Raw genomic sequence first — 21858 nt, 5'->3', positions numbered from 1 at the left:
AACCACAACTTAAATGATTTATATAGACATTTTAAGTCTAATAAATTCAAATTGTGATTTTAAGTAATCTATAATACAGTATTTTAAACATTTTCTTCAGTCTCAATACTACTTACTTCATTTCCAAAGATTAGACATGCATCTTTGCCATCAAACCATTTCAAAGTAGTTGTAGTTATGTTTGCATTTACATCAAACTTTCTATTATGCATAAATGATTTACAAGTATCATCACTATCTTTTAAATGTCTCATAGGGCATTTTTTACAAGGTTCATTTTGATTGTTCCAGATTGCCTTATAACATAAATCACCTACATGAGTATTTGGTGCTGACTCAAGCATTTTTTTGTTGACAAATAACAATTCATAAGTATTTTTATCAATAACGTATGCCCATATATCCATATTATCCATTACAGACTTTTGAATCTTTAAAGACTCTTCTAGTTTGTTCTGCATACGCATTTTTAATAAAAACATACTAATCATTTTAGATATAAATATCAGTGTATTTACTTCGTCATTAGTCCACATACGATTGTATGAACATTCATCAAAACCTACAAACCCTCTAAATTCATTTCCTTCTAAAATTTTACATTGTAACATTGAGCGTATACCTTGTGGCTTAAGTATTTTTTTCTCATCACTGCCTAAGTTATCAATATCATTACAATAAAATAATCCATCTGCATTAAAATTTAAAAGATAATTACCTAAATCATCATAGTAAATATTTTTAAGATTATCAATTTCTGAACTTATACCTTCATTGCACCATTCAAATGTGTTTTTACAAGCTAGATTATCATCTGAATTCTCAAATATATAAACACGGCTTACATTAAAATACCTACCTACAATATCTAGAATTAAATTTACTGCCATTTCTATATCATTTGATTCATATAGTATATCAAATATATAATTTGTTATATGTTCTTTAAAAGACCTCTCTATATTGGTATTTTCATCTGCATTTCTCGTGTTAGTTATATACTGTGCTTTATAAATTCTTTTATCATATAATGTATAACAATTTTTACCTTTTCCCTTAGCTGAGTAAAGAGCTATATCTGCATTTCTAAACAACTGCATATAGTCCATACCATCTTGTGGGAATCTCGCAATTCCAACACTCAACGATATTTTATAATTGTACCCTTTCCCTATAAAAGACCTCTCAAAAGTTTTAACCAGTTCATCTGCTTTATTTATAATATCCCTTGTTTCAGAAATATCTTTCATAAAAACAATAAACTCATCTCCACCTATTCTTCCTACTATATCAGATGCTCTAAATAGATTGATTAAATCACTTGCAATTTCACTTAATACAGCGTCTCCATATAAATGTCCTAAGTTGTCATTTATTCCTTTAAAATCATCAATATCAATAATCATTAAAGCACCTTTTCTTTTTTTATCTAATGTTATGTATTCTTCTATAAGTGATTGGGATGCTTTTTTATTATATAAGTCTGTTAAAGGGTCTTTTTCTGCTCTTTCTTTCAACTTTTCAGCTTCTCTCTTTGACTCATCAATATCAGTCAAACTTCCTACAACCTTATAAGGTATTCCATTATCATCAAAAAGTGTTGTTGCCTTTATGCTAAACCAAGCATAAGTAGTATCCCTAATTCTAAGTCTAATTTCACACTCTTCATATTCACTACCTCCAGAAGTAAGTTTAATTAATGAAATAAACTTATTCATATCATCATGATATATATCTACTGATTTAATTATATTTTTTGTTGCGTTTTCAGTTATAGGGTCATAACCAAACTTATTATACCAATTTGGTGAGATATTCATTTGGTCTTTTTTTATATCCCACTCTACTATGATATTTTGTGTCTGTTTTATAATAATCTCATGACGCTCTTCATTTTTTTTAAGTTCTTGCTCTAATAATTTAGCAGAAGTAATATCTACAATAACACTACACAATACAGATTTTCCATTTTCATAAATTATTCTTCTCCCTTTTAATAAAACCCAGACAATCGTGCCATTTCTTTTCTCAACTCTTTGTTCACATTCAAATGTATCACTTACTTTGAGCTGTTCATTGATGCTACCAATCATTGCAACTCTATCATCTTTAAAAATCAGTTTTATTAGCTTATTATTTAATTCATCTTTTAGTTGTTTACGTGTATATCCAATCATATTTAAATAGCCCTCATTTAAATATATACTGTCAAAATCGTCATTTATTTCAGTTATAACTATTCCACCAACAATACTATTGTTGATAGCTTCTATTTCAAATCTTTTTGAATTTAACTCTTCCTGTATTTTCTTAAGCTCTGTTATATCAGTTAAAACACCCTGAATACACTCATTTCCTTTACTATCTTTTATAGATTTACTTCTCTCTAAAACCCAAATTATACTTCCATCTTTTTTTACAATTCTATATTCAACTTCAATTCTATCTTGTTTCTCTAATTGATTTAGAATAATACAATTAAACTTGTCTATGTCTTCTTTATAAATTATATCTTTGAATTTATTTTTAAATATGCTATTTAAATCTTCATTAGAGTAACCCGTAAGTTCTAGAAATCCTTGACTTACATAGGTCATAGTCATACACTCATCTTTAAGACAGTTTTTAACCCCTCCAAGTATATTATCAGTAAGTGCCTTAAATTTTTCTTTTTCATTTACAATGGCCTTAGTGTTGTTATTTATAATACATGCTATGTATACTATAAAAATCAATATAACTAGTAGTATTTCTAATGCAAATACATATACATCATAAGATATATTTTCTGACTGAATAGATACTATTTCATTTGGTACGACAGAAAAAATATACCAATCATTAATTCCAAGTGGCTGATAGTTTAACATAAATTTTTTATTATCTAAATTATAATTAGAATATCCTGATTTATTATTTTGCATATTTTCTTTTATCGTTTTTAGACAATCAACTTCATCACAATTCTCTTTGTCAAAAAGCTTAAATATACATGATAGCATTTGACTATTTTCATTTATATTTTGAGCAATTATATCTCCATTTTTCTTGGCAATAAAAACATCTGCTTTTTCATCAAATGCAGATAATCTTAACAACTCATTTAACCTTGTTGAATCATAAACTCCACTTAAAACACCAACTATTTTCCCGCTTTTATAAATTGGTGTAGATAGAACTATTATTTCTTTTTTATTAATAATAGACTCTAAAGGCTCTGATATATTACTTTCTCCTTTTTTAGCTTTTTTAAAGTAATCTCTATCTTGAATATTACTGATGATTCCATCATTAGAATAACTTTTGCCATCTAATGTAGAAACATTCATTCTAATCAAAGAACTTCGCTTTACACCAGAATCCATTAAATCAATTACCAATTCATCATTTATATTGTTCAAGTTTCCAATGAAATTAGCAATGGATTCAAGCATGTCAAATTGACCACTAAGCCTCGTCTTAAGATTAATTATATTATGTTCTGTAAACTCAGCCAAATACATATGCGTGGTTTCTTTTAACTTATTATCTAATTTAAACTTAAACTTAAAAATAGCACCACCAGTTAAAATAATTATAATAATAAACAAGATACTAATACCTAAAACTCTTGGTTTTAGTCTGTTCATCATACTCACATCCCCATTATATATAACTATATTATTTAATTCTTCAGTAGGAAGTTATCTTAAAATAGAAGAAACATTTAACTAAAGTTTAGTGCTCTTTATTCACATTGCAAACCTTTGCATGCACTCCTATTTTTAAGATTTTTCGATAAATATTTTCTGCATTCCTATATTAGAATTAAACAATATACCTTTATATTTATTTATAAAGCCTTCATTCATACTTCAATCTTAATAAATACTAAAACTGTAACTTCACTTTTAATATATCAACGCTAATAATGTAATATATTCATTATTATTCATTCCTTTTCTAATTAATTACTATCCCCTTCATTTCATACAAAAAAAATAATATGTATTATCTCCCCTAAAATACATTTTTTTATTTATCACTATTTTATAAAATTTCAACCTTATTCAAAAATCATACACTTTATATTCATACTTAGAATTTAGGTTTCCGGATAATAATTCTAGTAGAACATTATAATATCCTTTTATTTTTTCATTCTAAATTATAACATAGAATATCACCATCTATATGTTAAAATTATCCATTTCTAAAAAAATGGTAACTATTATTGAAAAAATTATATCCTAATGTTCATATTTGATGCATGATTTCCAATAAAAAAAGGGCTAAAAAGTGTAATTCTCACTTCTTAGCCCTTTATTAATTATTCATTTATTTCATGTAGAAATAGCCCACATCTTACTTTAGGTTCAAACCATGTTGATTTAGCTGGCATTATCTTACCTGCATCTGCTACTCTTATCAAGTCCTCAATACTAGTTGGATACATTGCAAACGCTACCTTCATATCTTCATTAACTCTTTTCTCTAATTCTTCAAGACCTCTTATACCACCAATAAAGTCAATTCTTTTATCTACTCTAGGATTTTCAATACCTAAAATAGCATCAATAACATAGTCTTGTAATATAGAAATATCTAATGAATCAACAGGGTCTTCTATTTCTAATAAGTTTTTATTAGCCTCCATTTTGTACCATTTATTACCTAGATACATTCCGAAAGTTCCTTTTTTGTCAGGTTTATATTTTTCTTTTCCTTCTATTTCTTTTAGCTCAAAATTTTCTTTTATTTTATTTATAAATTCTTCCTCACTTAAACCATTTAAGTCTTTGATAACTCTATTATAATCTAAAACCATTAAATTCTCATCTGGTGCAATCATTGCTATAAAATAGTTAAATTCTTCTTTTCCAGTATAGTTTGGGTTCTTAGCTCTCATCTCTTTTGCTACATTTTCTGCTGAAGCTGTCCTATGATGGCCATCTGCAATATATAGATAATCTAACTTTCCAAATTCATCTACTAAATTGCATATTATATCATCATTCTCAATCTTCCATACTGTATGCTCTATCTTGTCATCTGTTACAAAATCATATAAAGGGTCATTATTCTCCATAAAATCGTTGATTATATCATCTATTAATCTTTGATGTTTATAAGTTACAAGTATAGTTCCCGTATTAGCATCACAGTATTTTATATGCTTAGTTCTATCAATTTCCTTTTCTGGTCGAGTGTATTCATGTTTTTTTATTGTTCCATTTAAGCTTTCATCAACTGATATACATGCTACTATACCAACTTGAGCTCTACCATCCATGATTTGTTTATATATATATATACACTCTTTATCATCTTTTACTAGAATTTCTTGTTGTCGAAATTCATCTAAATTTTCTCGCGCTTTTAAATAAACTTTTTCATCATATAAATCTATATTTTCATCTAAATCAATTTCTGATTTATCTATATGCAAAAATGAATATGGATTCCCTTCTGCAATTTTTCTAGCTTCTTTACTATTCATAACATCGTAAGGAAGTGCTGCTACTTTATCTACTATATATTTATTTGGTCTAACCGCCTTAAATGGTTTAATCGTTGCCATTACTTATTTCCCCCTAATTATATAAATATTTTATAATGCTACCTCTATTATATTGTTGAAGTCAAGAAAGAAATCTTGAATCACATTTACGATTTCTTCTCCTATTCTTTCTTGAGCTTCTACTGTAGATGCACCAATATGAGGTGTAGGAGAAACTCTTGGATGATTCACTAAGTCTAGATTTAATGTAGGTTCTTGTTCATAAACATCTATAGCTGCTGCTGATAATTTACCTTCATCTAATGCTTTTAGTAAATCTTTCTCATCTACTAAACCACCTCTTGCACAGTTTAGTAAATAAGCACCATCTTTCATCTTGTTTATTTCTTTTTCAGTAATTACTGCCCCCTTATTCTTATCAAATGGTATGTGTAAAGATAAGAAATCTGCCTTTTCTAAAACTTCTTCCATATCACAGAATCTATATTTGTTAAAGCCTTGTGCTTCACCCATTATGTCAGTATATATAACATCCATACCTAATAGTTCGGCTCTCTTTGCAACTTCTTTTGCAATTCTTCCAAAACCAATAAGTCCAAGTGTTTTTCCATTAATTTCTGTACCTTTATATTTTTTCTTCTCCCATTTTCCATCTCTCATAGTTACATTTGCAGTATTTATGAATCTTGCAAGTACAAACAATTGACCTATTGTAAGTTCTGCAACAGATATACTACTTGCATTTGGAGTATTCATAACTTTTATGCCATTAGCCTGTGCATATTTAACATCTATGTTATCTAATCCTACTCCACCTCTTACTATTAACTTCAATTTTTTTCCCTCTAATGCTTTATCTATTACCTCTTTAGTAACTTTAGTAGCTGAACGTACTACAAGTACATCAACATCTTTAAGTTTATCTCCTAAAACATCTTTTTCATAAAACTGCTCTATAACATTAAAATTTAACTCTCTCAATTTTCTCGCTGCTTCTTTCTCTATTCCATCAGTAATTAATATATTATACATAACAAACTCCTCCAATTTTTATTCACTTAATTTTCCCAATTTTTATTTTTTAAAGTATTTTTATCCATAAAACACTTTATTTAGTTTAACTTTCTGTTTATATAATTTTCAAAATATTTTTTATTAAAGTCATATCAAATTTTCTTATTCTTTGTTAAAAATTTAATATGTAATTTTTATAAAATATATTCTAAATTTATCTTAAAATATACATAATTTTATAATATTATTTATTAAAACCTAATATATCATCAATATTATCTAATAATTCTTGTACATCTTCGACAGTATAGTCACCCATATGTGAAATTCTAAAAGTTTTTTCTTTTAAATCGCCATAGCCATTTGCTATCTGGAATCCTCGTTCTTGTAATTTTGAATTTAAATTTGATACACTAATACCTTGAGTATTTTCTATAACAGTAAGTGTATTGGATAAGTGATTTTCATTGGTAAAAATTTGGAAGTGTTTTTTAGCCCAGTTTCTAACTAAGTTTGCCATGTCTTCATGTCTGTTAAACCTGTTATCTAAGCCTTCATCTAATATATTATCTAATTGGAAATCTAAAGCGAACATGTGAGAAAGAGATGGTGTTGAAGGGTATTGGTAGTTTTTCTTGATTAAGTATTCATACATTGCTAACAAATCAAGATATACTCCTCTAAAAGGTACTTGCTTAGCTCTATCGATTGCTTTTTGAGAAAATGTGCAAATAGACATTCCTGGTGGTAATCCCAGTGCTTTTTGTACTGATGTTATACAAATATCTATTCCAATCTTATCAACCTCGACTTTTATTCCACCGGCTGAACTTACAGTGTCTACACAGTAGACCACATCTTTATACTTTTTAACAACTTCTCCAATTTCTTCTATTGGATTTCTTATTCCAGTTGAAGTTTCATTGTGAGTTACAGTTATTAAATCGTATTCTCCGGTAGAAAGCACCTTATCAACCATTTCTGGTGTTGTTGCCTCTCCTAATTCAACTTTAAATATATCCGCTGGGACATTATTAGCCACTGCCATTTTGTACCATCTATCACCAAAGGATCCACAGGAAAATACTGCTGCCTTTTTGGATGTACAGGAACGAATGGAGCCTTCCATTAAACCAGTTCCGGATGACGTGGATAAAAGTATCGTGTTGTTTGTATAGAATAGTTTTTGCATTTTTTCACTTATACTCTTTTGGAGTACAGATGCATCTTTTCCTCTATGTCCTATCATTGGTGTAGCCATCTTTTGCAAGACTTCTTCTTTAACATCAATAGGACCAGGAATAAATAATTTCTTACTCATTATAATTCCCCCCTTTTTTAGTTTGTAATATGGATAGCGTTTTTACTGTCCTTATTTTTAATAACTATAATATCAAGCTGAATTAACTATGTCAACATAAAATTTATTTTTTATGTATAATTTATATTATATATTTTATGAAATCATTCATTTCGTGCATTATCACAAGTCTGAATATTCTGAAATATACTCTCAAAAAAAAATAGACTTTTTAGCTATATAAATTAATTTTTTTGATATGTAAATTTAACGCTATTAAGAGAAATCTTTTTAGTATAGCTAATTTATTTTTATCTTATATTTTTTATATAATTTTTTAATTTTATCTTTTTTAGATATAAACTTTTTTTAATTAAATTTCAATATATTCTACATTTTCTTTTGATTCTTCAAAAAACCATTCTTCATTAGAAAAGTCACCTTCTGAAATTTGACCAATAGGCATTTTCATATACTTTCCTGTTGCTGTTACTGCTATATCTCCATTTGGTAGAATTATTTCTCCTGTACCTTCAAACAATTTTCTATTCTCTTTAGTTATTCTTCCAACAACTTTTATAGTAGCATCTGTTGGTACTGGCTTTTTATATTTTAATTCTAAAGACACTGTTACACCCCAAATTTGGTCATCATTTATACTTACAGCTCTTCCAATAGTCTCATCTAATATTGCAGCAGACATACCTCCATGTACTCTTCCTGGATAACTCTGATGCCAATCTTTTGTATTACAAATTGATACAAGTTCTCCATTTTCAAGTTCATAAAAATCTGCTTTAAGTCCTAGTTCATTTTGTGTCCCACAAACTAAACAAGATTTGCTACTATTTTGCTTTTTTAAAACCTTATACTTTGCCAAAAATTCCATCTCCTAACCTACATTAATAGTGGCTTAATGTTAAATAATTCTAAAATACATTATATAATATTAATTAAATCCCTGCAAACTTCTAATAATAAAAATAGACTATTTTAAATATTAGAACTTTAATTTTATATATTACTTTCTAAAAAAACACAATATAGTTTTATGTAATTAAAATTACTTAAAACTATATTGTGTTCTAAAGATAAACTATATTATAATAGATTTTTTACTAATTTTCCAAATTATACATTCAACTTATATTATACAAATTAAATTATAATTCTATATTTCATTTACTATTAATTCGCCCATTTTTTTCGTTCCTACAACAGTTCCCATGCCATTATAGATATCACTAGTTCTATATCCTTTATTAAGTACATTTTGCACAGCATCTTCAATACACTTAGCTTCTTCTTCTAAGTTAAAACTGTGTCTTAGCATCATGCTTACAGATAGAATAGTTGCAATTGGATTCACAATATCTTTTCCCGCTATATCAGGTGCACTTCCATGTATTGGTTCATACATACCAAAACTATCTTCTCTAAGTGATGCTGATGGTAACATACCTATAGAGCCTGTAATCATAGATGCTTCATCAGATATTATATCTCCAAATATATTATTAGTTACTATTACATCAAACTGACTAGGTTCTCTTACAACTTGCATAGCAGCATTATCAACATACATATGGGATAACTCGACATCCTCAAACTCTTTAGCTAGTTCTTCCATTATACTTCTCCAAAGTCTTGAACTCTCAAGTACATTTGCCTTATCTACACTTATAAGTTTTCTTTTTCTATTTCTGGCTATTTCAAAAGCTCTCTTACCAATTCTTCTTATTTCATTTTCGTTATATGTCTCTACATCATAAGCATTTTCAATGCCATCAATAATTTTTCTTCCACGTTCTCCAAAATAAATGCCCCCTGTTAACTCTCTTACAACAACAAAATCAATGCCTTTCTCAACTATATCTGCTCTAAGTGGTGAAGCTTCTTTTATACTTTCATACATTGTTGCTGGTCTTAAGTTTGCAAATAATCCCAATGACTCTCTTAACTTTAAAAGACCTGCTTCTGGTCTTATATCACCCTTACATTTATCCCACTTTGGGCCGCCAACAGCACCAAGTAATACCGCTTCGCTTTTTCGACAAACTTCAACACTTTTATTTGGTAAAGCTTCTCCAGTTTCATCAATTGCGCATCCCCCAGCTAATACATATTCACAATCGAATCTATGGTTAAATTTACAACAAATTTTATTTAGAACCTTTATACCTTCATCTATTATTTCTGGTCCAACACCATCACCTTTTATGACTGCTATATTATAATTCATACCCCACTACCCCCTGTTTGCTTTTATCGAATTGATTAAGCCTTCTTTTAGTATAATATTTTGCATAAACTCAGGAAATGGTTCCGCCTTATACTCTTTTCCTTTTGTTATATTTTTTATCACACCTGTAGAAAAATCTACTTCTACATTATCTCCTTCTTCTATATTATTAGCAGCCTCTTCACATTCAAGTATAGGAAGCCCTATATTTATAGAGTTTCTAAAAAATATTCTAGCAAAAGTAGAAGCAATTACACATGACACTCCACTTTCTTTTATTACAATTGGAGCATGCTCCCTTGATGAACCACAACCAAAGTTTTTAGTGGCAACTATAATGTCTCCTTTTTTTACCTTAGAAACAAATTTATCATCAATATCCTCCATACAATGCATAGCTAATTCCTTATAGTCAGCTATATTTAAATATCTAGCTGGTATTATTACATCTGTATCTATATTATCACCGAATTTAAAAACACTTCCATTAGCAATCATAAACTTTACCTCCTTTAAATTATATCTGATGGTTTTGATATTTTACCAGTTATAGCTGATGCTGCTGCTACGGCTGGACTTGCAAGATATACTTCTGAATCAACATGACCCATTCTTCCTACAAAGTTCCTATTTGTTGTTGAAATTGATTTTTCTCCTGACGCAAGTATTCCCATATGACCTCCTAAACAAGGTCCACAAGTTGGAGTAGAAACTGCTGCTCCTGCCTCTATAAAAGTAGTGATATAACCCATTTCTATAGCTTCAAGATATACTTGTTGAGTTCCAGGGAATATCATAACTCTAACTCCATCTGCAACTTTTTTACCTTTCATGATTTCAGATGCTACTTCAAGGTCTGATATTCTTCCATTTGTACAAGAGCCTATTACAACTTGGTCTATCTTTATATCCGTATCAATCTCATCTACTGTTTTAGTGTTTTCAGGAAGATGAGGAAAAGCTACTGTCTCTCTTAGTTCAGCTAAATCAATTTCATATACTTCATCATAAACTGCATCTTTATCTGCTTCGTATACATTTACATCTTTTGTTATTGTTGTACACTTATGTGAATTTATATATTCCATAGTTTTATCATCTACTGAAAAAATTCCATTTTTAGCTCCTGCCTCTATTGCCATATTACAAATAGTAAATCTATCATCCATAGATAAATACTTTACTCCATCTCCACAAAACTCCATTGACTTATAAAGTGCACCATCAACGCCTATCTTACCTATTATATGAAGTATTACATCTTTACCACTTATCCATTTATTTGGTTTATTCTTTAAAATAAATTTTATTGCTCCAGGTACCTTAAACCAACATTTTCCTGTAGCCATACCTGCTCCCATATCAGTCGAACCTACACCAGTAGAAAATGCTCCTAATGCTCCATATGTGCAAGTATGAGAATCTGCACCTATAATTACATCTCCAGCTGTTACTATCCCTTTTTCAGGAAGAAGAACATGTTCTATTCCCATCTCTCCCACATCAAAGAAATTTATAACCCCTTTTGATTTCGCAAAACTTCTTGTAAACTTGCATTGTTCTGCGCTCTTTATATCTTTGTTAGGTGCAAAGTGGTCTAAAACCATCACTACTTTAGTCTTATCATAAACATCTTTAATGCCTAATTTTTCAAATTCTCTAATAGCTACTGGCGATGTTATATCATTTCCTAAAACTATATCTAAATCTGCTTCAATTAACTGCCCTTTCTTAACCTCATTTAAATTAGCATGTTTGGCTAAGATTTTCTGTGTCATAGTCATCCCCATCTTTTACTTCCTCCTCAATATAACTTTTATTTATTGCGTTCATAAGTGCATTAATAGCTGCCGTATTTATGTTTTCCGATATACTTACACCAAAATAGACTTTATCGTTGTGTTCTATCCCTACATAAGCTACACCTCTTGAATGTGAACCTTCTTCTAGTGCATGTTCCCAATAGTATCTGAATTTGTAATCTTTCATACCACATTCTTTTAATGCATTGTTAAATGAATCTACAGGCCCATTTCCTACACCAACAATCCTTTGTTCATTTCCCATGTAAGTTATTCTTGCAGTCATCTCAATCATGTTGGTATCATTAGAGTCATCATTTTCATAGTTTAGTTCATCCATTGATTTTATTTTATATTTTTTAACTTTATAAGGGCTTTCAACATCAATATATTCTTTCTTAAATAAGTTAAATATTGCTTCACTACTAAGTTCTTCCCCTATTCTATCAGATTCCATTTTTACTACATTTCCAAAATCAGAATGCATATTCTTAGGTATCATAAATCCATAATCTGTTTCCATTATATAAACAGCTCCTCCTTTACCAGATTGGCTATTTATTCTAATAATCTCTTTGTATTCTCTTCCTATATCATGAGGGTCTATTGGCAAGTATGGAACTTCCCAGTAATCATCAGCTCTGTTTTTCATTGCTATCATGCCTTTTCTAATAGCATCTTGATGTGAACCTGAAAAAGCACAATGTACAAGATTACCTGCATATGGATGTCTATCATGCACTATAAGTTTTGTACATCCCTCATATATTTCTCTTATCTTATCAATATTACTGAAATCTAAATCTGGGTCTATCCCTTGTGTATAAAGATTAAGTCCAACATTTACTATATCCATATTTCCCGTTCTTTCACCATTTCCAAACAAAGTACCTTCAAGTCTATCTGCTCCAGCCAATAACCCAAGTTCACTTGCTGCTGTACAAGTTCCTCTATCATTGTGAGTGTGCAAACTTAGTATAATAGAATCTCTACAACTTACATTTTCACAAAACCACTCTATTTGGTCTGCATACACATTTGGTGTTGCCATTTCCACTGTTGATGGAAGGTTTATTATCACCTTCTTTTGTGGAGTTGGCTTCCAAACATCTATCACTGCCTCACATATTTCAAGTGCATAATACATTTCTGTTCCTGTAAAACTTTCTGGTGAATATTCAAAAGTGAATTCTGTCTCTGGGTATTTTTTTACTTCTTCATTAAACAATTTTGCCCCTTCAACTGCTATATCTATTATTTCTTGTTTACTCATATTAAAGACCACATCTCTTTGAAGAACCGATGTAGAATTATATAAATGTATAATTGCTTTCTTACATCCTCTTATTGATTCAAATGTTTTTTCTATAAGATGGGCTCTAGATTGTGTAAGAACTTGTATCGTCACATCATCTGGAATCATATCCTCATCTATTAGTTTTCTTAAAAATGTATATTCTGTATTTGATGCTGATGGAAATCCCACTTCTATTTCCTTAAATCCCGTATCCAAAAGCATTTTGAACATTCTGACTTTTTCATTTACACTCATAGGTGTTGGTAGTGATTGATTTCCATCCCTTAAATCAACACTACACCAAATTGGAGCTTTAAATATCTCATTATCTGGCCATTTACGATTTTCTATTTGCATTTTACCATATTTTTTATACTTACCATATTTCATGCTATTTCCCCCTTTTTTGTTTTTTGTATCCAGTATACTTTATATCGACGCAATCTTACCCTATTTAATTCATAAGAATAAATGTTAATTTTATCATTAGAATAAAAATAACCTCATCTCTAATAAAATTAGAGACGAGGTTTTGCTCGCGGTACCACTCTATTTAGCTTTATAAAAAGCTCTCTTAGTAATAGCCAAAATCAATACTTGTAATGACTATATTCCCTATAACGTGGAATTACTCCGATTATCCTAAGACTTAAATCCTGGAAACAGCTCCTAGACAAGTTCAGAACTATCAACTGCTAAATCACACCACACTTTAGCTCTCTGAAAGTTTCATTGTTCTTACTACTTCTATTCATCGCTTTTTTAATCATTTAAATTTTCTAAATATTTTGATTTAATAGTTATTATATACACATTAAAAAGTATTGTCAACACAAAAAAATAATTATCTATGTTTTTTTATTTTTTATTTTTGATAAGTAATTTTATAAACCATGCTAACTATTGAAAATAGTATAGTATTATACCTTAAACTTTTTCATCTTTTCCTCTATGATATTCAATAATTTTTTTTCATCTTCTACACTCAATGCACTCAATCTAATTTTGTAACTAGAATCATCAGTATATATATTTAATATTTTTTTTGCCACTTCTATTTTTTCTATTATTTTATAGTTAAACTTTTGATTTTTTTTAGATTTTATACTGAATATATATTGATTATTTATTGATATTGAATGATTATCGAGAGTAAGATATACCTCTCCCTCATATTTATTTGAAAAATCACGACCTTGTTTAAAAAGAAAAACTGCTGTTATTATACATAAAAGGTATAAGATTGTCGTTGAATATATAAAAATCGTAGCTAAAATTACAAGTGCCAAGACCATATATATAGCCATTCCTTTTTTAAAATAACCATTGTCATAATAATTCATATAGATAAACTTGTTTTTACTCAAAATTTTTCACTCCTACGATTCTAAAAATTAATATCAAAAAACTCTATAATTTCATCTTCATGATAATTTATGACTAATTCATCTGGAAAATCTACTGATTTTAAAACTTTCTCTGCATTTTCAAATTCTCCTATAGAATAACATATATGAGAATCCGTACCAAGAATTACTCTTACACCATATGTTTTACATAGCATTAACATGTGACTTGCATTTTCCCAAGTTCCAGTTCTATGAGAATTTGAACTTAATGATGAATTATTTATTTCTAAAAGAATGTTTTTTTCTTTAGCTTTCTTTACTATAGATTCATAATCTAAAGGATATCTACTATCATCTGGATGACCAATTATTTTTACTTTAGGTTTATCCATTACATTCAAAATAGCATTTGTATTTTCTTCTTTTGTTCCTGAAATTATACAAGGTCTATGCAGACTTGCAATTACATAGTCCAAGTGTTGTAACATATCTTCCTGAACATCTAAATTTCCATCATAATCCATTATGTTCCCTTCTATTCCTCTAAGAACTCTTACATTTTGTACTTTTCGTGGAAGTAGATGTAAATTATAAAAATAAAATGGATGTGGACCTCCTGGCATATTAGGTCCATGGTCTGATATTCCCAGATATTTTATATTTTTCTGAATTGCTTCTTCAACATTTTCTTTAAAAGTACTGTGTGCATGTCCACTTATTAAGGTGTGACAATGTACATCTATAATAGACTTTTTCATTAAACTTCCTCCTAACATCTTATATAAGTTTTTGTAGATAGCTAAAGGGCTATTTCAAAACTAAAGCTGTCATAATAGACAGAGTAATGTTTTAAAACAGCCCCATTTTCAATTATTTTACACTTCTAAATCTTTAAATTTATCTTTAAATAATTCTCCAATACTTCCTAAAGATTCTTCTACTTCTAAGTATTCTGTTATATCTTCTTCTGGCTCTCTAGTTGCCTCTTTTATTGAAACTAACATTCTTTTAGTCTTTGGTTTAAAGTCAAGAATTTTAACTTTAACTTCATCTCCAATATTAACAACATTAGTAACTTTAGCCACTCTAGTATCACTCAATTCAGATATTGGTAAATAAGCATCTACACCTTCTTTAATCTGAACAAAAGCTCCCTTTTCTATTATTCTAAGAACTTTAGCATTAACAACATCATCAATTTTTACTTCTTTTGCTATTAAATCCCATGGGTCATTATTTATGTCTTTTAATGCTAATGCAATTTTTTTAGTATCTTTATTTACATCTAGCACATAAACTTCTACTTCTTGACCTTCTGAAACAACTTCTTCAACACTTTCAACTCTTGTCCAAGCTAAATTGTTTATATGTGCTAATCCTTCAATTCCACCAATATCCACAAATGCACCATAAGGCATTATTTTTGTTACTTTACCATCTCTTTTTTGTCCAACTTCAAGTGAATTAAATAATTCTTCTTTTGCAACTTTAATACGAGCCTTTTCTTCTTCTCTTTCTTGTTTGATTCTAGCTCTTTCAGCTTCTTTTTCTGCTTTAATTTGGGCTCTTCTTTCTTCTTTCTCTTTATTTATACGTTCTTGTAATACGTCTCTATGAGATGCTACAAGTCTGTTTTTCCTAATATCAAAGTCTTTTATATAAACTTCTAAGTTAAGTCCAACAAATTTAGATGTGTCTGTAATGAATTTTGTATCAAGTTGAGAAATTGGTATAAAAAATGTATATGTATTGTAATTAGCAAACACACCTTTTTCTATATTTTTTTCAACATTTACAGTTATTATTCTATGTTCATCATAAGCTTTTTGTAATTCAGCAAAATCATTTCTTTTATCAAGTTGTAATTTAGATAAAGTTATTGTCCCATCTTTTTGAGATACTTTTGTTATTACAGCAGTTATTTCATCACCTATATGGTATAAATCTTCTATATATTGATTTTTTTCTATGTTTAATTCACTTATAGGTATTATTCCATCAAACCCATAGTCTAATCCTAATTGTACTTCATCATTTCTAACTGCAGTTATTTTTCCAGTTATTAATTCTCCAACTTTCACTTTGCTGAATACTTGTTCTTGCTGGTCAAGTAATTCTTGCATTGTTAAATCATTTTCCATTATATAAACATCCTTTCCTCTTATTAATTATCATATCTGTAAATATTATACCATTAATATTGCAAATACTTACATTTTTCTTACTGTAATTTTTAAAATTAATTCGACTTTATATCTTTATACATTATAGAAAATATCTTATTAAATTAAAATACAAATTCTAATTTTTATCTACTAAAATATTTTCATGGAAATTTTATTATATATATCCTATTCTTCTGTTGTTTTAGATTTTGATAGAGAACTTTTATAAAATACAAAGAAACAGATTGCTGTTACAGTAGCTGCTGTTATATCTGCAACTGGCTCTGCTAAAAGCACTGCAAAAAGTTTTTCATTAAAAAATGCTGGAAGTATAAATATTAAAGGTATTAAAAGTACAACTTTTCTAAGAAGAGCTAAAATCAAAGATATCTTTGCTTTTCCAAGTGCTAAAAATGTTTGTTGACAAGCTAGTTGAATTCCAAACATAAAAGAACCTGCAAAATATATTTTTATACTCCAACTAGTCATGCTAAGTAACTGCGGATTATTATTAAATATACCAACAAAAAATGCAGGGAACATCATAAGTAGAATCCACAAAATAGTAGAATATGTAAAACATGACAATAGACATAATTTAAATGTCTTTTTGACTCTATCAAGTTGTCCTGAACCATAATTGTAACTTATTATCGGTTGTGCTCCTTGTGTAAATCCCATATTAGGAAGCATAAGAATTTGCATTATACTACTCATTATAGCCATTGAGCCTACCGCTAAATCTCCTCCATACATCTGCAATTTACTATTTAATGCTATAAGTACTAGACTTTCTGTAGATTGCATTATAAATGGAGATATTCCTAACCCCAAGACTGGTAATATAATACTTGCTTTAGGTATCATATACTTCTTTTTTATCTTAAGTATACTTTTCTTTCCAAATAAAAACACCAATACCCAAATAGCAGAAACACCTTGTGCAATTATAGTAGCTAATGCAGCTCCCTTTACACCCATATTAAGACCAAATATAAAAATTGGGTCAAGTATTATGTTTATCAAAGCACCTATAGCAACTGTAATCATACCAGTTGTAGCAAATCCTTGGGTATTTATAAAAGTGTTCATTCCCAATGAGATTTGAACAAATACTGTACCTATTAAATAAATTTTTAAATAATCCATTGAATATCCAATAGTAGATTCACTTGCCCCAAACATCCAAAGCAGAGGCTCTTTTCCAATCTGAAAACCTATAGTTAAAAGTATTGCTAAAATCACTAGTACAGAAAAACTATTACTCATTATTTTCTCTGCACCATCATTATCTTGTTCACCCATTTTTATGGCTGCTAATGGGCCTCCTCCCATACCAATTAAATAACTACATGAAGTTATTATAATTATTATTGGAAATGCTACTCCAACACCTGCCATAGCAACTTCTCCACTTTCCATTCTACCAATAAAAATCCTGTCCACTATGTTGTATAAAACATTTACAATTTGTGCGATAATAGCGGGTGTAGCAAGTTTAAATAACAATTTTCCTACACTTTCATTGCCTAAATTAGTGTTTGAATTTTCCACTTTAAAACCTCCTTATTCTGTTAATTAAAATTTATTGTAATTGAAATCTTATTCCATATAAAAATTTTATTTTACTTGTAAGAAAATTTGTAGTACTTTCCTCACAAGTAATACTATACTATATTTCTTTATCCATAGTAAACATTTTAGAGCTAAATGAATTTAAATACTCCATCAGTTTTTGTGGCTATTTTTAAAAATAGTTTTGTATCTACTCACAAAAAAACTATCCAAATATATTGTTTGGATAGTTTTATATTATATGTAGAGAAAGAGCTGAAACTATAACTCCTGATAGCAAATTGCCAAGAAATACTCCTATAAAAGCATCTTTTATTCTCATTTTTAATATAGAAGCTATAGCAGATGCCGTCCATGTTCCTGTAGTTGGAAGTGGTATCCCTACAAATAGTATTATACCTATTATTGAAACACTTTTTAATTTTTTCATCCTTGAATTTATTTTCCTATCAATTGTATCTGCAATCCCTTTAAATAGCTTTTTCCCTCTTAAAAATTGCAATATGTGCCTAAATGTTAATATCAAGGGAATTGATACCAAGGTAGAACCAATTACACTAAATACATAAACCCACATAGGATTTAAGCCCATTGCAATACCTATAGGAATTGCTCCTCTTAATTCTGTTACAGGAACCATAGACAAAATTAATATGTGTAAATATCCCAAACTATTCCCTCCTATTCTAAGTGATATTAAGTTATGAATTTATTTGTTCTATAACTTCACCATTCTTTTTACTAACCAAAAATGCGTTTTTAGCTAATGAAAGCATCGGTAAATCACTCTTAGAGTCCGAATATGCATATGAATTTTCATAATCAATCTCTATCCCAAGCTTATCTAACACAGTCTTTATTCTTTGTATCTTTTCAATTCCCTTACAGTTTTCTCCAATGAATTGATTTTTATATCTTGAATTTTTGTAAAATAACTCAGTGCCTATGACCTCGTCTGCAAAACCATAATGTTTAAAGTATTTCATATATGCATATGGAGATGCTGTTATCATAATTATAACATTATGCTCTTCTTTGTTTTTGTAAATAACTTTTTTCATAGACTCGTTAATTTTTTTCATTATACAGTCATCAAAAAAAATTTTTAAATCTTCTTCACTAAAATCTACTATTGGATGAAAGATTGCCTCTTTTGCTCTTTTCAAAGGTACTATTCTAATTAAATACATAGCTAGAGTAAAAATAATGTATGGCAACTTTATAATAGTTTTAAATGTTTTATTTTTTAAAGAATAAATAAAAAAATCTAACATGCTATCAGTATTTATAACAGTATAATCTATATCGAGTAATAGTACACTTTTTTTCATAAGTATTTCCCCATCCTATCACTAAAAAATTAATATTATAAAACATGCAATTATCCATAATATTACGTTTATTTTTAAAGCACTGTCTTTTAATACAATATCGGTGGGATTCCCTTCATTTGTAGTATTAATTATATAATTATATCTAAGTACACCATAAACTACAAATATGGTTGTAAATATCATATGTGGCTTTTCTGGATTACTTGTAGAGTACAATGCATAACATACAATTGTAGAACTTAACATTACTACCATCATTTGATTTAGATTTTCTATATCATAATCTTCTAATATCTTTCTATGTTCAATTGCATCATCTCTTAAAGTCACTATTTCTTTTTCACGCTTTCCAAAAGCTAAGTATAAAGATAAGAAAAAGGTACATAATATTATCCAATTTGATAAGTTGACATTTATGGCTACACACCCTGCATAGACCCTAAGTATAAATCCAAGAGATATGGAAAACACATCTAATAGTATTATATTCTTTAACTTAAGAGAATATAATATATTGTTTATCAAATAAAGAACAAGGATTATAGATAAATTAAAATTAACAACTGTTGATAAACAAATTGAACACAAAGCCAATATTACAAATAGTATATTAGCATTTCTTTTACTTATTCTTCCACTTGCAACTGGTCTATTGCGTTTTTTGGGATGTTTTTTATCCTTGTCCATATCTATGGCATCATTTAATGCATATACTGATGATGACATAAGGCAAAAACATACAAATGCAATAAATGTTTTTAACAATAAATTTGTATTTAGCATATTATTCGAAAAAATTATAGCAGAAAATACAAAAAAATTCTTTATATATTGCTTTATTCTCATTAGTTTTATATAATCTGAAATTTTAGTAAGAAGCTTTATATTTGTATTTGTCTGTTTCATAAACTTACTACCCTTTCAACATTATTTTTTAAACAGGATATGACTTTATTCCTATATTTAAAATTTCTATAAATCCATTTACATTACTGATTATTATAGTAACCAATAACAATGATAGAAATATATTATACATATTTTTTTCATTTTTTCTAAGTGCTTTAGTAAAGTAAGCCAATAAAACTATAACTGCAAAACTAAAATTTATAGCCATAATACTTGAATTAACTAGATTGTATCCTATTATTCCATGTAAAGTTAAGTTAAATATAACTATTCCCATACATAGTTTAGGTACTCTTTTGTCTGAGTTTTCAATAACTGATAAAACACAAAAACAAAATGCTAATAATGTAAGAATAACTGGTATTGTTGAAACTTCACCATTTTGCAAAAATAGACCTTTTTTTAACGCTGCTCCAGGAAAATAAAAAACTGAGTATAGTAGTCTCTCTATAATCATTGCAATTTTTTCTAGAATTGGTTCTCCACTTATAAATTTAGTATCATACTGTATTACATTTCCAAGATTCATGAAACTCTCATAAGATTTCGTTGAAATTACACAAATGTATGCCATTAAGATAAATGTAGCTAAATGTTTTAACATTTTTCCTATTTTTAATTTAAATTCAAATATCATATTAAAAAAATACAAATATATATTACTAATAGTTATTCCAAATAGAGGAATAGCAGCGAATTCCACCAAATAAGAATACTTTCCTTTCATCTTATTTGCAATAACTATGAAAAATATTAATGAAAATTGACTATATATAAACCTCTCTACATTTAAAGTCATAAATAGTTGTGGGAAAGAAAATATCATTATCATAGTAAGTAAAATTAAAGTTAACCTCTGCATTTTTATCTTTTTAATATGATTAAAAACTAAAGTTATAGACATAGCACTAGTTATTATTTGTAGACAAATTAATCCAAATCCATAAGCACTATTAAAATCGGCTGTCCCTGGATTTGCTATTGAAGTACAAAATAAGTATATTGGATATGCAAAAATTGATATAATTGCTGAAAATAATATGTGTTTACTATTATCTTGATTTATAGCAAATACATTTAAATTGAATAAAACACCTGTATCTGTATCTAACAATACATCATAAGTATTGTTCAAGTCATAAAATATAGTAGTCTTGGAAAAAAATATCTTAGTTATTATTAGATAAGTTATTACAACTAATATAAACAACAACATCTCATTTTTGTATTTTAATATTTTACTCATCAATATATATCACCATCCATTCATCATATAGGATTTGCTGCTACCTACAATTTATTCCTTTAATTTTAATAATTCCCCTTTATAATATCCTTACTTGTTTTATTGTAATTGAATAACTCTTTATT

The 21858-nt window shown here is 28.3% G+C and carries 17 protein-coding genes and 1 other annotated feature; all 17 genes read right to left on the bottom strand.

From position 1 onward, the window contains the following. Window positions 1-83: 83 nt before the first annotated feature. A complete protein-coding gene (locus ACTG45_RS05200; protein ID WP_479919957.1) occupies window positions 84-3632 on the bottom strand; it encodes a sensor domain-containing diguanylate cyclase in 3549 nt (1182 codons plus the stop codon). A 677-nt stretch (window positions 3633-4309) separates the two neighbouring features. Beyond that, a complete protein-coding gene (locus ACTG45_RS05195; protein WP_021383787.1) occupies window positions 4310-5560 on the bottom strand; it encodes a DUF1015 domain-containing protein in 1251 nt (416 codons plus the stop codon). Window positions 5561-5590: 30 nt separating this feature from the next. Further along, window positions 5591-6532 carry a D-2-hydroxyacid dehydrogenase gene (locus ACTG45_RS05190; RefSeq protein ID WP_479918310.1) on the bottom strand — a complete coding sequence of 314 codons (942 nt, stop codon included), beginning with the start codon at window positions 6530-6532 and terminating at the stop codon, window positions 5591-5593. A 226-nt stretch (window positions 6533-6758) separates the two neighbouring features. Beyond that, a complete protein-coding gene (locus ACTG45_RS05185) occupies window positions 6759-7835 on the bottom strand; it encodes a pyridoxal-phosphate-dependent aminotransferase family protein (RefSeq protein WP_021383755.1) in 1077 nt (358 codons plus the stop codon). Window positions 7836-8187: 352 nt separating this feature from the next. Next, entirely contained in the window at window positions 8188-8703 is a 516-nt protein-coding gene (locus ACTG45_RS05180; RefSeq protein ID WP_044212935.1) for a PaaI family thioesterase, read from the bottom strand. 282 nt (window positions 8704-8985) lie between these two features. Further along, window positions 8986-10056 carry a 3-isopropylmalate dehydrogenase gene (gene leuB, locus ACTG45_RS05175; protein ID WP_479919956.1) on the bottom strand — a complete coding sequence of 357 codons (1071 nt, stop codon included), beginning with the start codon at window positions 10054-10056 and terminating at the stop codon, window positions 8986-8988. Window positions 10057-10062: 6 nt separating this feature from the next. Further along, entirely contained in the window at window positions 10063-10554 is a 492-nt protein-coding gene (gene leuD / locus ACTG45_RS05170) for a 3-isopropylmalate dehydratase small subunit (protein WP_021383791.1), read from the bottom strand. Between the two features lie 14 nt (window positions 10555-10568). Continuing rightward, the gene (gene leuC, locus ACTG45_RS05165) at window positions 10569-11846 is read right to left on the bottom strand and encodes a 3-isopropylmalate dehydratase large subunit (RefSeq protein ID WP_479919955.1); all 1278 of its coding nucleotides are present in this window, start codon (window positions 11844-11846) and stop codon (window positions 10569-10571) included. Then, window positions 11803-13545, bottom strand: coding sequence for a 2-isopropylmalate synthase (leuA, locus tag ACTG45_RS05160; protein WP_479919954.1), 1743 nt, complete (start codon window positions 13543-13545; stop codon window positions 11803-11805). Before leuA ends, leuC begins: the two co-directional genes overlap by 44 nt. A gap of 127 nt (window positions 13546-13672) precedes the next feature. Then, window positions 13673-13919 (bottom strand) — a binding site (T-box leader). 156 nt (window positions 13920-14075) lie between these two features. Next, window positions 14076-14522: a hypothetical protein gene (locus ACTG45_RS05155; protein WP_021383765.1), complete on the bottom strand. Its 447-nt coding sequence runs from the start codon at window positions 14520-14522 to the stop codon at window positions 14076-14078. A gap of 20 nt (window positions 14523-14542) precedes the next feature. Next, window positions 14543-15262, bottom strand: coding sequence for a phosphatase (locus ACTG45_RS05150; protein WP_021383759.1), 720 nt, complete (start codon window positions 15260-15262; stop codon window positions 14543-14545). A 117-nt stretch (window positions 15263-15379) separates the two neighbouring features. Continuing rightward, window positions 15380-16645: a 30S ribosomal protein S1 gene (locus tag ACTG45_RS05145; protein WP_021383773.1), complete on the bottom strand. Its 1266-nt coding sequence runs from the start codon at window positions 16643-16645 to the stop codon at window positions 15380-15382. Window positions 16646-16855: 210 nt separating this feature from the next. Further along, on the bottom strand, window positions 16856-18223 hold the full coding sequence (locus tag ACTG45_RS05140; protein WP_021383746.1) for an MATE family efflux transporter: 1368 nt from the start codon (window positions 18221-18223) through the stop codon (window positions 16856-16858). 253 nt (window positions 18224-18476) lie between these two features. After that, window positions 18477-18914, bottom strand: a complete 438-nt coding sequence (locus tag ACTG45_RS05135; RefSeq protein WP_021383745.1) for a COG2426 family protein — start codon at window positions 18912-18914, stop codon at window positions 18477-18479. Between the two features lie 31 nt (window positions 18915-18945). Next, on the bottom strand, window positions 18946-19575 hold the full coding sequence (locus ACTG45_RS05130; RefSeq protein WP_021383778.1) for an HAD family hydrolase: 630 nt from the start codon (window positions 19573-19575) through the stop codon (window positions 18946-18948). Window positions 19576-19596: 21 nt separating this feature from the next. Then, on the bottom strand, window positions 19597-20484 hold the full coding sequence (locus ACTG45_RS05125) for a decaprenyl-phosphate phosphoribosyltransferase (RefSeq protein WP_479919953.1): 888 nt from the start codon (window positions 20482-20484) through the stop codon (window positions 19597-19599). Between the two features lie 28 nt (window positions 20485-20512). Then, window positions 20513-21733: a DUF6080 domain-containing protein gene (locus ACTG45_RS05120; RefSeq protein WP_234781101.1), complete on the bottom strand. Its 1221-nt coding sequence runs from the start codon at window positions 21731-21733 to the stop codon at window positions 20513-20515. Window positions 21734-21858: the final 125 nt, after the last annotated feature.

It is taken from the genome of Clostridioides sp. LIBA-7602 (genome assembly GCF_056688945.1).
Note: the sequence above shows the minus strand (reverse complement) of the source record. Positions and strands in the feature narration are given on the sequence as shown.